13 protein-coding genes are annotated in these 12,627 nt (G+C 58.4%); 5 read left to right on the forward strand and 8 right to left on the reverse strand.

Features of this window, described 5'->3' with window-relative positions:
* Positions 1–56: 56 nt before the first annotated feature.
* From aztC to aztA, 3 genes are read right to left on the reverse strand one after another with little or no spacing between them, the layout of a single operon-like run.
* Positions 57–1,082, reverse strand: a complete 1,026-nt coding sequence (gene aztC / locus ACZ47E_RS19915) for a zinc ABC transporter substrate-binding protein AztC (RefSeq protein ID WP_174150070.1) — start codon at positions 1,080–1,082, stop codon at positions 57–59.
* Between the two features lie 27 nt (positions 1,083–1,109).
* Positions 1,110–1,976 (reverse strand): zinc ABC transporter permease AztB, encoded by an 867-nt coding sequence (gene aztB, locus ACZ47E_RS19920; protein WP_174150071.1) that lies wholly within the window; start codon positions 1,974–1,976, stop codon positions 1,110–1,112.
* Positions 1,969–2,781: a zinc ABC transporter ATP-binding protein AztA gene (aztA, locus tag ACZ47E_RS19925; protein WP_174150072.1), complete on the reverse strand. Its 813-nt coding sequence runs from the start codon at positions 2,779–2,781 to the stop codon at positions 1,969–1,971. Before aztA ends, aztB begins: the two co-directional genes overlap by 8 nt.
* A 339-nt stretch (positions 2,782–3,120) precedes the next feature.
* Between aztA and zigA the strand changes: the two genes are divergently transcribed.
* A complete protein-coding gene (gene zigA, locus ACZ47E_RS19930) occupies positions 3,121–4,326 on the forward strand; it encodes a zinc metallochaperone GTPase ZigA (RefSeq protein WP_034496655.1) in 1,206 nt (401 codons plus the stop codon).
* 157 nt (positions 4,327–4,483) lie between these two features.
* On the opposite strand, the gene ACZ47E_RS19935 is transcribed toward zigA, so the two are convergent.
* From ACZ47E_RS19935 to ACZ47E_RS19945, 3 genes are all read right to left on the reverse strand, one after another.
* Positions 4,484–4,921: a YqaA family protein gene (locus ACZ47E_RS19935; RefSeq protein ID WP_174150073.1), complete on the reverse strand. Its 438-nt coding sequence runs from the start codon at positions 4,919–4,921 to the stop codon at positions 4,484–4,486.
* Between the two features lie 97 nt (positions 4,922–5,018).
* Positions 5,019–5,288, reverse strand: a complete 270-nt coding sequence (locus ACZ47E_RS19940) for a hypothetical protein (protein ID WP_006700378.1) — start codon at positions 5,286–5,288, stop codon at positions 5,019–5,021.
* Positions 5,285–6,400 (reverse strand): CobW family GTP-binding protein, encoded by a 1,116-nt coding sequence (locus ACZ47E_RS19945; RefSeq protein WP_174150074.1) that lies wholly within the window; start codon positions 6,398–6,400, stop codon positions 5,285–5,287. The genes ACZ47E_RS19940 and ACZ47E_RS19945 overlap by 4 nt, the downstream gene beginning before the upstream one ends.
* A gap of 328 nt (positions 6,401–6,728) precedes the next feature.
* Here ACZ47E_RS19945 and ugpB point away from each other — a divergent pair, with 328 nt between their 5' ends.
* From ugpB to ACZ47E_RS19965, 4 genes are all read left to right on the forward strand, one after another.
* Entirely contained in the window at positions 6,729–8,039 is a 1,311-nt protein-coding gene (ugpB, locus tag ACZ47E_RS19950; protein ID WP_174150104.1) for a sn-glycerol-3-phosphate ABC transporter substrate-binding protein UgpB, read from the forward strand.
* A 69-nt stretch (positions 8,040–8,108) separates the two neighbouring features.
* Positions 8,109–8,990 carry a sn-glycerol-3-phosphate ABC transporter permease UgpA gene (gene ugpA / locus ACZ47E_RS19955; protein ID WP_004445049.1) on the forward strand — a complete coding sequence of 294 codons (882 nt, stop codon included), beginning with the start codon at positions 8,109–8,111 and terminating at the stop codon, positions 8,988–8,990.
* A gap of 10 nt (positions 8,991–9,000) precedes the next feature.
* Complete coding sequence (gene ugpE / locus ACZ47E_RS19960) at positions 9,001–9,849, forward strand: sn-glycerol-3-phosphate ABC transporter permease UgpE (protein WP_004445050.1); 849 nt, start codon at positions 9,001–9,003, stop codon at positions 9,847–9,849.
* Positions 9,849–10,910 carry a sn-glycerol-3-phosphate import ATP-binding protein UgpC gene (locus ACZ47E_RS19965; protein WP_004445053.1) on the forward strand — a complete coding sequence of 354 codons (1,062 nt, stop codon included), beginning with the start codon at positions 9,849–9,851 and terminating at the stop codon, positions 10,908–10,910. The genes ugpE and ACZ47E_RS19965 overlap by 1 nt, the downstream gene beginning before the upstream one ends.
* 59 nt (positions 10,911–10,969) lie before the next feature.
* Here the strand turns inward: ACZ47E_RS19965 and ACZ47E_RS19970 are convergent, their stop codons facing one another.
* Entirely contained in the window at positions 10,970–11,713 is a 744-nt protein-coding gene (locus ACZ47E_RS19970) for a class I SAM-dependent methyltransferase (RefSeq protein WP_107339594.1), read from the reverse strand.
* Between the two features lie 313 nt (positions 11,714–12,026).
* The gene (locus tag ACZ47E_RS19975) at positions 12,027–12,470 is read right to left on the reverse strand and encodes a glyoxalase superfamily protein (protein ID WP_004445058.1); all 444 of its coding nucleotides are present in this window, start codon (positions 12,468–12,470) and stop codon (positions 12,027–12,029) included.
* Positions 12,471–12,627: the final 157 nt, after the last annotated feature.

Below are 12,627 nucleotides of genomic sequence, written 5' to 3' on the forward strand. Positions count from 1 at the left end.
CGAGCGAAATCAGGGTGGCCGAAGCCACCCTGAAACTTTTCGGCTGAACGGCGGTCTTATTGTCCGAGTACAGCGGCCGAGATGGTCTCGATATTGTGGTTGACCATGTCGATATAGGTCGCGGCCGGGCCATCGGCCGTGGAAAGCGCGTCGGAATAAAGCGTGCCGCCAACCTTCAGGCCGGTTTCGCTGGCGATCTGGTCGATCAGCCGCTTGTCGGTGATGTTTTCGACGAAGATGGCCGAAGCCTTGTCGTGTTTGACCTGGTCCACCAGCTTGGCGACATCGGCGGCAGAGGCTTCGGACTCCGTCGAGATGCCCTCCGGCGCGAGGAAATTCAGGCCATAGGCATGCTCGAAATAACCGAAGGCATCATGCGAGGTGATGATGACGCGCTTCTCCGGCGGGATCGCGGCGATCTCCGTCTTCACCTTCTCGTTCAGAGTGGCAAGCTTGGCGACATAGGCGTCGGAATTCGCGGTATAGGTCGCGCAGCCGGGTTTGTCGGCCTTGCAAAAGGCGCCGGCTATGTTCTTCACGTAGATTTGGGCATTCTTGATGGACTGCCAGGCATGGGGATCGTACTCGCCATGATGGTGATGTCCTTCATGGCCATGGTCGTGATCGTGGGCGTCAGCCGTTTCGTGCTTGTGGCCGGCTTCCTCCGCCTTGTGGTTGTGAGCCTCCTCTTCCTCGGCCTGAGGATGGGCGTGGCCCGCGGGCTCGTCGGAAAGCTTGAGCGGCTCGACACCCTTGGTCAGCTCGACAACTGGCGCCTTCGTGCCGCTCGTTTCAATCAGCCGCTTCAAAAAGCCCTCGAATTCCAGGCCGTTGACCAGCACCACATCCGCCTTGCTGACGGCGACAGCATCGGCAGGGCGCGGTTCGTAGACATGGGCATCGCCATCCGGCCCGACGAGCGTGGTGATCTCCACACGATCCCCACCGACATTTTTCGCGAAGTCGGCGATGATCGAGAAGCTGGCGACGACCTTCAGTTCGGCGGCGGAAGCCTGCGCCGTCAGAACCGGTGAGAGGGAAAGAAGACTGGCGCACGTGGCTAAGCGGAAGGTTTTGAACATTGGATTCTCCTGTTTCAAAGGCTGTTTTCAGGCCGTGCGGTGGCGGCCGGAACCGAGAAGATCGATGAGCACGCCGCGCGTGCCGAAGAGGATGGAGAGCACATAGACGGCGCCCGCCGAAAGGATGATCGCCGGGCCCGATGGCAGCGACGCGTGATAGGACAGGACAAGACCCGCAAAGCAGGACACCATGCCGATGCCGATGGAAATGAAGCACATGGGCGCGACGCGGTTTGACCAGAAGCGGCTGGCGGCAGCCGGCAGCATCATCAGCCCGACTGAAAGCAGCGTCCCCAGCGCCTGAAAGCCACCCACGAGATTGAGCACGACGATGCCGAGGAAGAGGAAATGCACCGGGCTGCCCCATCTGCTGACCGAGCGCAGGAAGAGCGGATCGAGGCATTCCGCCACGAGCGCCCTCCAGAAGGTGATCATCACCGAAAGCGTAATGACACAGATGCCGCCGATCAGTCCGAGCGCCTCATTGTTCAGCGCCAGCACCGTGCCGAACAGAACGTGCATCAGGTCGACGCTGGAGCCACGCCATGAGACGAGCAGCACGCCGAGCGCCAGCGAAATCAGATAAAGCGCGGCGAGAGAGGCGTCCTCCTTCTGAACGGTGAAACGCGACACCGCGCCTGCCCCCAGCGCGACCACGAGGCCAACGACGAGCCCGCCAATCGTCATCGGCAGAATGTCCAGCCCATAAAACAGAAAGCCGACAGCAGCGCCCGGCAGGATGGCGTGCGACATGGCATCGCCCGTCAGGCTCATGCGGCGCAGCATCAGAAAAACCCCGACGGGGCCGCAGCTGACCGCGAGGATCAGCGCACCGGCAAGCGCACGCTGCATGAAGACATACTGGATGAAAGGATCGATGAAGATATCAGCCATGGCTATTCGAATTCGCGTGGAAGTGGGCGTGGGCGTGCGGCGGCGCCGCCGGATCCGGAGGGAGCGGAGGGGAAGCCGGCGCGCACCAAGGCGCATTCGCCTCCCACGCCTCATGGAAATGTCGGGCCTGGCGAAGATTCTCCGCCTGCAGGACTTCAGCCGTTGGACCAAGCCCGACCAGGCTTCGCGCCAGGAAAAGCGTCTGGGGAAAATGCTGCTGCACGAGCTGGTGATCGTGAAGTACGGCCAGAACGGTGCGCCCTTGCGCCACCCATGCCTTAATCAGCACCAGCAGGTCGGTCACCGTCCGCTCATCGACGGCATTGAAGGGCTCATCGAGCAGAATGAGCTGCGCATCCTGCAGCATGGCCCGGGCAAAAAGGGCACGCTGCATCTGGCCACCCGAGAGGGAGTCGATATTTCGCCTTTCAAAACCGGACAGTCCGACCGCTTTCAGCGCTTGGTCGATCGCCGTCCGATCTTCGGAACGGTGTCGTCCGAGCAGGCCGCGTCTCGGCCAGAGACCGAGGGCCACAAGGTCTCGTACTTGAGCGGGAAAGGACCGGTCCAGCTCCGACTGTTGCGGCAGATAGGCGACGGAGATCGCCGGACTAACCCGACATTCGCCGCCAAGCGGCTTCAAAATGCCGGCAATGCCTTTCATCAACGTGGATTTTCCCGAGCCGTTGGCGCCGATAACGGCGGTAAGCGAGCCGCAGGCAATACTACCATTGAGATGGTGCACCGCCGCCCGGCCGGCATATCCAAGGGTCAGATTTGAGAAGATAAGGCACGGATCGTTCATCGATCCCTCCGGAAGCAGGATGTCATTCGATGACCCTTGATATGTAATGTTATTACATTCGTCAAACGAATATGTAATGAAATAACATTTACTGGTGGAGGCGGACTGGCACGCTGTCCCCTCCGGCGGTAGGCCGTTGCTGGCAAACGGCGAATTATTCATCCGGACGCGTAACCACCACGCTCATGCCGAAGGCAATTTCTCGCTCACCTGTTGACACGCCCCGTATATGTAATGTTATTACGTTACATATGGTAACGATGCGCGCCGGGTCGTTTCCCAATGCCCCGATGTGCCCGCCGAGGTCCACTCGAAACACGTTTACAGAACGAGGTCCAAATGTCGAAAAAACTACCCGTCACCGTGCTTTCCGGCTTTTTAGGCGCTGGCAAGACGACGCTTCTGAACCACATTCTCGCCAATCGCGATGGTTTGCGCGTGGCCTTGATCGTCAACGACATGAGCGAGATCAATATCGATGCGGCGCTGGTTCGTGACGGCGGGGCCAATCTCTCCCGAACCGAAGAGCAATTGGTGGAAATGACCAATGGCTGCATCTGTTGCACCCTGCGTGACGATCTTCTCAAGGAAGTGCGGGCGCTGGCGGAGCAGGACCGTTTCGACTATCTGCTGATCGAATCGACCGGCATCGCCGAGCCGCTTCCCGTCGCCGCGACGTTCGATTTCCGCGACGAGAATGGTCGCAGCCTTTCCGATGTTGCCCGGCTCGACACGATGGTGACGGTGGTGGACGCCGCCAATCTTCTCAACGATTACGGTTCATCCGACTTTCTGGCCGACCGGGGCGAAACGGCGGGTGACGGCGACAACCGCACCATCGTCGATCTTCTGGTGGAGCAGATCGAATTCGCCGATGTCGTCGTGCTCAACAAGATCGGCACTGCAACGCCAGAGGAGCGGGATGCCGCCCGCAAGATCATCATCGGGCTGAACCCCGATGCAAAACTCATCGAGGCCGATTTCGGCAAGGTGGCGCTGAAGGAGGTTCTGGGCACTGGCCGCTTCGATTTCGCCAGGGCCGAAGAACACCCTCTCTGGTTCAAGGAATTGCATGGTTTCAAGGACCACATTCCCGAAACCGAGGAATATGGCATTCGCTCTTTCGTCTATCGTGCCAAAAAGCCTTTCGACCCCGTGCTGTTCCAGCGTTTCATCGATCGCGCCTGGCCGGGGGTCGTGCGCGCCAAGGGTTTTTTCTGGCTGGCGACGCGGCCGCGTTATGTGGGAGAGATCAGCCAGGCCGGCGCCCTGGTTCGCACCGGCAAGATGGGTCTCTGGTGGTCCGCCGTGCCGAAAGAGCAATGGCCGCGCGAAAAGCAGTTCCTTGATATGATGAAGCCCTATCTCGACCCGGTCTTCGGCGACCGCCGGCAGGAAATCGTCTTCATAGGTTCCGATCCAATGAATGAAGCCCGCATCCGCGCCCAGCTCGATGCCTGCCTGATAGACACGGATGCCTTCACGCCCGATGCCTGGCGGCACATGCCCGATCCTTTCGCCAGCTGGGACCGGCAGGCGGCTTGAGCGGTAGCTACCGATGCGGGGCAGTCGCAAACCGTCACTCCGGATCAGGTCTGTGTCCAGCGCGGTCAAGTCCTTGATCGCGAAAAACTCTTTTCACGGCGCAGACGCGCCGTGGCTGGATATGCCGGATCCAGTCCGGCATGACGGAGGAGAGGCTTCATGAAAAATTCAACGTCACCAGCGCGAGCACCACGTATCGCCCCACCTTGGCGATGGTGACCAGCAGCAGAAACACCGGCAGCGGCTCTTTCATGATGCCGGCCGCAACCGTTAGAGGGTCCCCGATGATCGGCGCCCAGCTGAGCAGCAGGGACCATTTGCCGTAACGCCGGTACCAGTTCTGCGCCCGTTGCAGCGCAGCCTCCCCGACCGGGAACCAACGTTCATGTCGAAAACGTTCGATGCCACGGCCAAGCAGCCAGTTGGCGAAGGACCCGGCGACATTGCCGACGCTCGCCACGACAACCAGCAGCCAGACGGGCTGGGATTTCAGAAGAATGAGCCCCGCAAGCGCCGCCTCCGACTGCATGGGCAGGATGGTCGCCGCAATGAACGCCGTCAGAAACAAACCCGCATATACAGCCAGATCGGCCATTCCGTGCCCTTCATCATCCGCGAATCCCATCGCTGTCCCTGAAGTGGCGGATAAGGGCCGCGGCGGTCAAGCGGCTCTGCCGCGTGGAGGCGGGTTCTCAAGCTGAATTCGCGGCAATGGCGCGCACAATATCGTCATGATCCACCGCGAGAAGCGCCTTGTGGATGGATAATTGCCGGGTCGTACCGGAAACGGCGAGGATGACGATCACCGTTTCCCGTGGCGGGCAATCCGGCAGCGCGCAGGAAAGCTCGCTGACGGTAATACTGTCTTCCGGCTTGAGTTGCAGCAAATCGCGTGACCATTGCTTCAGAAGACGGGCGTGCGAGATGATCGCGGAGCCACTGCGTGCAAGCGGATTGTTCATGCCCTGCCCTTTCGCCTTGCCTGCGCGGCCAATGTGTCGAAAAGCTCGCGAATGGGCTTTTGCGGCATGTCCATGCCGATCAGCACGATACGTGTCGAACGATCTTGATCCGGCCAGCGCTCCAGGCGGGTAAGCGGATAAAGCCGATGCTGCACCGCGTGGGCGACAACCGGTCGCTCCGGATCATCCGTCGCCCCGAAAATTCCCTTGAGCCGCAGAAGACCGGAATGCACATTGCTGGTGACGAGCTCGAGAAAAGTCACAATCGCCTGAGGGTCAAAAACCCCGTCAAAGGTGAGATTGAAGGCCTCGACCCCAACGCCGTGGCGGTTGACATCGTGCTGATGGGCCGCATGAAGGCTCAGCCTGTCGGCCGCGAGCCATGCAGGCGCATCCTCCGGCTTGCCACACAACGAATAATCCGATGCGTTGAACAACGACATCAGATCGAAATCGGCTGCATTGCGATCATGAAACGAGGCTGCGGGATTGAGATCGGCGAGGCTTTCGCGGTCCAGCGCCGCGTCATCGGCCAGATCGGTCTTCGTCAAAACGATGTGGTCGGCAAAGGCAAGCTGTTTCCAGCCCTCAATGAAGCTGTTGAGCATCGTCGGGCCCGAGACAACGTCGAAAGCCGTCACCACACCCGAAAGATGAAAATGCCGGGCGACGATGTGATCCCGCAGGCCCAGCGCCGGTGTGCCGCCGGCGATGAGGCTGTTGATGATCGGCGCAGGATCGGCAAGACCGGTGGTTTCGATGACAACCCGCGAGACATCAGGCATTATCCCTTCCAGAATGGCCTGATGCAGTTCGTAAAGCGAGGTGCGGATATCGCTCGTGGCGGTGCAGCAGATGCAACCCGTCGTCGTTCTGAAATATCGTTCGGAACCCGTCCGCACCAGACCGTGATCGATGGGTACCGAGCCGAATTCGTTGACGATCACGGCCGCATCCCGCATGGCCGGCTCAGCCAGAAGCGCGTTCAGCAAGGTGGTCTTGCCTGCACCGAGAAAGCCGGTAAGCAGGGTAACCGGCACCGTTCGCAAAGATGGCAGGCCAGCCGAATCGTCCCTGCGCTCAACCGCCTTTTTCGGCTTCAATCCGAACACATCCACCTCTTCGCCCGCACAAATTCACAGCAATACAATAGGTAATGTAATAACATATCAATGGCAACTATTGGATTTCGACAGGAGCGAATCCAGCGAAGACACGCGCCGGTGGCCAAGCGCATGAAAAAACCGCGGAACGAAGGAAATGGAATAATAAATCCGTTTCCTTCACTTTCGTTTTAATCGTTCCACGTTCTATTGCATTTTCGTTAGAGTTCGCTTTTAATCAGCAATGCTAATACAGAAAAGATCGCCCGCAGCCATATCGAGGAGGATAGGCTGCAATTAAGGGGCTGTATCTTTTACTGTTTTCATAATGGGAGGAATCGCCTTGAAAAAACTCAGCTACCGCCTTGCTGCGGCATCCGCGCTTTCGTTTTTTGTCACATCGAATGCATATGCTGTGACAGAGATCCAGTGGTGGCACGCCATGACCGGCGCCAACAACGAAGTCGTGGATTCGCTTGCCAAGGAATTCAACGACAGCCAGAAAGACTACAAGGTCATGCCCGTCTTCAAGGGCACCTATCCCGAAACCCTGAACGCCGGCATCGCCGCCTTCCGCGCCAAGCAGGCGCCTGCCATCATTCAGGTCTTCGATGCCGGCTCCGGTGTCATGATGGGTGCTGCGGGCGCCATCAAACCGGTAGCGGACGTGCTGAAGGAAGGCGGCTACACCTTCAACAAGGATGAATATCTGGCAGGCATCGTCGCCTATTATTCCAAGCCTGACGGCACCATGCTGTCCTTCCCCTATAATTCGTCCTCGCCGATCCTCTATTACAACAAGGATATCTTCCAGAAGGCCGGCCTCGATGCCGCCAACCCGCCGAAGACCTGGCCGGAAGTTTTCGATGCCGCCAGGAAGATCAAGACCAGCGGTGCCGCGCAATGTGGTTTCACCTCCACCTGGCTGACCTGGATCCAGACCGAAAACTTCGCCGCGTGGAACAACGTCTCCTATGGCAGCAATGAAAACGGTCTCGGCGGCACCGATGTGAAGCTCGCCGTCAATGCGCCGCTCTTTGTCGAGCATTTCCAGGCGATTGCCGATCTGGCGAAAGACGGTGTCTTCCGTTATGGCGGCCGCACTTCGGAAGCCAAGCAGCTCTTCATGTCCGGCGAATGCGGTATTCTGACCGAATCCTCCGGCGGCCTTGGAGATATCATCAAGACCGGAATGAATTACGGCATCGGCCAGCTTCCCTATTATGAGGGCCATGGCCCGCAGAACACCATCCCGGGCGGCGCCAGCCTCTGGGTCTTCGGTGGCAAGAGCGATGCCGAATATAAGGGCGTAGCGGAATTCTTCCACTTCCTCTCCCAGACCAGGATCCAGTCTCGCCTGCATCAGGTCTCTGGCTATATGCCGGTCACGATCGCGGCCTATGAGGAAACCAAGAAATCCGGCTTCTACGACAAGAACCCCGGCCGTGAAACGCCGCTGCTGCAGATGATGGGCAAACCGCCGACAGAAAACTCCAAGGGTGTGCGTCTCGTGAACCTGCCGCAGGTACGCGACATCATGAACGAGGAGTTCGAGGCGATGCTGGCCGGCAAGCAGGATGCGAAGGCAGCACTCGACAAGATAGTCCAGCGCGGCGACGCGGCCATCAAACAGGCCGCCGGCAATTAAACGATCCCCTGCCCCGCCCGCATCCTCTGACAGATGCGGGCGGCATTTCCATGTCATCAGGAGATCGCCGTGCAAAGCGTCGTATTCCCCAACAAGATCCTGCCCTATCTGCTGGTCGCCCCGCAGATCATCCTCACGGTGATCTTTTTCTTCTGGCCGGCCAGCCAGGCGCTCTATCAGTCCACCATGCGCGAGGATGCCTTCGGGCTGAACAGCAATTTCGTCGGCCTGGCGAATTTTTCCGCGGTACTTTCTGATGAAAGCTACCTCAACTCTCTGCAGGTCACCGTCGTTTTCAGCATCCTCACCGCGCTTGTCTCCATGGGGCTGGCGCTGCTGCTGGCAACGGCGGCAGACAGGGTGGTGCGCGGCAAGGGCTTTTACCGCACCATGATGATCATGCCCTATGCCGTCGCGCCGGCGGTGGCCGGCATGTTATGGCTTTTCATGTTCAATCCGGCCATGGGAACCTTCTCTTATATCCTGCGTCGCAACGGCATCATGTGGGACCCGCTGCTCAACGGCAATCAGGCCATGCTGCTCGTCGTTGCAGCGGCTGCGTGGAAACAGATCAGCTACAATTTCCTGTTTTTTGTCGCGGGCTTGCAGGCAATTCCTAAATCATTGCTGGAGGCCGCCTCCATTGATGGCGCGCGCGGTTCGCGGCGCTTCTGGACCATCGTTTTCCCTCTGCTTGCGCCGACCACCTTCTTCCTTCTGGTCGTCAACACGGTCTACGCCTTCTTCGACACCTTCGGCATCATCCATGCGGTGACCGGCGGCGGCCCCGCAAAGGCGACGGAAACGCTGGTTTACAAGGTCTATAATGATGGCTTCGTGAACCTCAATCTCGGCTCATCCGCCGCGCAATCCGTGATCCTGATGGTGATCGTCATCGCGCTCACCGCCTTCCAGTTCCGCTTCGTCGAGAAGCGCGTGCATTACGGCTGAGGACGTCCTGATGATTGAAAATCGCCCCATCGCACGCGTGATTGCCCATCTGATGCTGGTGCTCGGCATCATCATCGTGGCCTTTCCGATCTACTACACCTTCATCGCTTCCTCGATGACGTCGAACGACATCATCCGGCCGCCCATGTCGCTGCTGCCAGGCGGCCATCTCGGAGAAAACTATACCGACGCCATGGTTGGCGGCGTGGAAAGGGTCGTCGGCGTCAGCCTCGAACGGCTGCTGTTCAACAGCTTCGTCGTGGCGCTGGCCATCGCCATCGGCAAGATCATCATCTCGTTCCTGTCCGCCTTCGCCATCGTTTTCTTTCGCTTTCCCTTCCGCATGGGCTTTTTCTGGATGATCTTCATCACGCTCATGCTGCCGGTGGAAGTACGCATCCTGCCCACCTACAAGGTCATCGTCGATCTGGGCCTGATCGACACCTATGCGGGGCTCACCCTGCCGCTGATGGCTTCAGCCACGGCGACCTTTCTCTTCCGGCAATTCTTTCTGACAATTCCCGGTGAAATGGTGGAAGCGGCGCGCATCGACAATGCGGGTCCGTTCCGTTTCATGCGCGATATCCTGCTGCCGCTGTCGAAAACCAATATCGCGGCACTTTTCGTGATTCTCTTCATCTACGGCTGGACGCAATATCTCTGGCCGCTGCTCGTGACCAACGACGCAAAGATGAACACGATCATCATCGGCCTCAAGCGCATGGTGGATTTTACCGATGCCTCGACGCCCTGGAATTATGTGATGGTGACGGCGATCCTCGCCATCATCCCCCCTGTTATCGTTGTGGTGCTGATGCAGCGCTGGTTCGTCAAAGGTTTGGTGGAGACCGAGAAGTAATGGCAAAAATTGCGCTGAAAGACGTCCGCAAGGTTTATGGCGGCAATGTCGAAGCCATCAAGGGCGTATCGATGGACATCGCCGATGGCGAAATGATCGTGCTCGTCGGTCCCTCCGGCTGCGGAAAATCCACCTTGTTGCGCATGATCGCCGGTCTGGAAGGCATTTCCGGCGGCCAGATCGTCATCGGCGACCGCGTCGTCAACGATCTGGAACCCTCAGACCGCGACATTGCCATGGTGTTCCAGAACTACGCCCTCTACCCGCATATGACGGTGCGCCAGAACCTTGCCTATGGCCTGAAGAACCGCAACACGCCGAAGGAGGAGATCGAGCGGCGTATCACGGAGGCGGCCAAGGCTCTCGAAATCGAGCAATTCCTGGAGCGCAAGCCGCGCCAGCTTTCCGGCGGCCAGCGCCAGCGTGTGGCCATGGGCCGCGCCATCGTGCGCAAGCCCGCGGCATTCCTGTTCGACGAGCCGCTTTCCAACCTCGACGCCAAGCTGCGCGTGCAGATGCGCGTCGAAATCCGCCGCCTGCAGCGCTCTCTCGCCACGACAAGCGTTTACGTGACCCACGACCAGATGGAAGCCATGACGCTCGCCGACCGGCTGGTGGTGCTGAATGCCGGCCGCATCGAGCAGATGGGCACGCCGATCGAGCTTTACGAAAAACCGGCCACGACCTTTGTCGCCACCTTCATCGGCTCGCCCTCGATGAACCTGCTGAACCACGGGACGGCGACGGCCAACGGCTCTTCCGGTTGGTCGGTGATGGAAAGCACCGCACTGCCGCAGGGTGCTGCCACGCTCGGCATCCGCCCGGAAGACATCACCCTTGCCAGTGAGGCCCCCACCGACGCTGCATTTACCGGCACCGTGCAGGTGGACGCCGTGGAACTGGTGGGTGCGGAAAGTTACGTGCACGGCTCCTTCGCCGACGGCACCACCATCGTCTTCCGCGTCCACGGCCGCTCGCAACTGCGCATCGGCGAAACGCTGAAAATCGCCGCCCAGGCAAAGGATTTCCATCTGTTCGATTCGGCGGGGAAGCGGATTTAAGCCACTGCGGGATGCCATTACTGCGACGTCCAGCATCTAAGTAATGGCGTCCCGTCGTGTTAGCCGCCCTTTCTCGCCGTGAAATGAAAGGTAAGGACATCACCTTGATAATGCTCGGAAAGCAAAACGTCCTTCATTCCGTTCCGACTGAACGCTGCGAGGATGGCGATAGGATCATATTCCGACATTCGCATTGAAAGTGTATTCCAGCCTTTTCCACGCAGGAATCTGTATGTTGCCGCCAGCACTGGCACATTGTGGCGCAGGTGATAGCGTAGACGGTCTGACAAGCGGCGTTCAGGCCGTTTGACGCTCGCCTGGAGAATGGCGACACCGCTGGGGCCGACCTTAGACAGCAACTTGTCGATCAGCATCACTCCCCTCCTGGCATCTACGTGCTGGAGAACGATATAGCTGAGGACGAGGTCAAATTCGCCCGAAGCGTGACTTAAATCGTCGTCTGAAGGGACCATTTCGACATTTTTGACATTGTATAACTGGCAATTCTTAACGGCTTCGGCACGCATGTCTGGAGATAGTTCAACGCCGATTACGGTTTCAAAACGGGACGCAAGCGGTATGCTCATTCGAGCCACCCCGGCACCGAACTCAAGAACACGCCCTTTACCCAACGGCCCGCAATACTGTTCCGCACGACCCAGCATCCAAGAGACATTGGCTTCCCCGGTTGCGAAGAATTCCCCCTTCGTTGCCTCGATATTTGAAGTGTGAAATCGGTCTTCGGAATACACGCCGTAATATGGGTTTTTCCTGCCCCATTCCAGCCACTGCGTATCGCTCATAAAATCCCTCAAACATAAGCAGACAATAATATTTATATATCCACTATTCAATACAATAACAGATATTACTTTGCAAAACAAATATATCTACAATAAATGCTATTAATAACACACAAGCACAACCAAAATATATATTATATATACTCGGACGAGCACTGACGTGTATTAAGGGGGTGATGTGGAAAGACGCGGTGAAGCAAACATCGCAAATTTCGACTGAACCCCCTTTCAGTTTTCAAATGAAAAGGGGTTCAAAAGCCTGAAATCCCGTGCTTCGCCTCCATGAACGGCGACCAATCAAGGGAGCGCCAACCTACCAGACGAGTTCCACCTGCGGCCGGCCATTGGAAGTTTTCTCAAGGGTGCGGCCGGAGGTATCGACATTGCAATGAACGCGCTGGCGGAAAGCGGAGAAGCTTTCGAAGGTCACGACATCCACGGGATCATCGAGATGCAGGGTCAGCCGGTAACGTTCGGGATCCCCGCCGAGCGCCTGCACGCCCAGAACGGAGGCCACGAAAGGCTGCCCGAGGTAAAAACCTTCCACCCTCGAACCCAGAAGATAGGGATTGAATGCGGGACGATTTCCCGCAGCGGCATGTAGCGTATTCCAGTCGCGGAAGCCATATTGCGCAGCGATGAGTTCCAACGCCTTTGAATGGGTGATTGACTGCCCCTCATCCTCAAGAGCGGCACGCAGGCGCTTTGCCTGTTCTTTCAGCCCCTCAAGTGCGGGAAGCGGTTTGGACACGTTCATAACGGTTCTCCAACATGTGCATGCCGAATGTTCCGAAGGGGGTCCGCGTTGCCATCGACGACATGCAAAACATGGGATGACCGTTATCAATAAAAGAGCTTCACCAGGGGCGCAAACGCGCCTGCGGACGGCCGGGGCTCTTGCCCGTGGCCGTCCC

It is taken from the genome of Agrobacterium sp. 5Ca39, from assembly GCF_055382365.1.

Bases quoted from the DNA above. Each gene is read 5' to 3' on its own strand.
- ACZ47E_RS19975 (WP_004445058.1), bottom strand. From the start codon at position 12,470: ATGAACGTGTCCAAACCGCTTCCCGCACTTGAGGGGCTGAAAGAACAG.
- zigA (WP_034496655.1), top strand. From the start codon at position 3,121: ATGTCGAAAAAACTACCCGTCACCGTGCTTTCCGGCTTTTTAGGCGCT.
- ACZ47E_RS19970 (WP_107339594.1), bottom strand. From the start codon at position 11,713: ATGAGCGATACGCAGTGGCTGGAATGGGGCAGGAAAAACCCATATTAC.
- ACZ47E_RS19935 (WP_174150073.1), bottom strand. From the start codon at position 4,921: ATGGCCGATCTGGCTGTATATGCGGGTTTGTTTCTGACGGCGTTCATT.
- ACZ47E_RS19940 (WP_006700378.1), bottom strand. From the start codon at position 5,288: ATGAACAATCCGCTTGCACGCAGTGGCTCCGCGATCATCTCGCACGCC.
- aztB (WP_174150071.1), bottom strand. From the start codon at position 1,976: ATGGCTGATATCTTCATCGATCCTTTCATCCAGTATGTCTTCATGCAG.
- aztA (WP_174150072.1), bottom strand. From the start codon at position 2,781: ATGAACGATCCGTGCCTTATCTTCTCAAATCTGACCCTTGGATATGCC.
- ACZ47E_RS19965 (WP_004445053.1), top strand. From the start codon at position 9,849: ATGGCAAAAATTGCGCTGAAAGACGTCCGCAAGGTTTATGGCGGCAAT.
- aztC (WP_174150070.1), bottom strand. From the start codon at position 1,082: ATGTTCAAAACCTTCCGCTTAGCCACGTGCGCCAGTCTTCTTTCCCTC.
- ugpE (WP_004445050.1), top strand. From the start codon at position 9,001: ATGATTGAAAATCGCCCCATCGCACGCGTGATTGCCCATCTGATGCTG.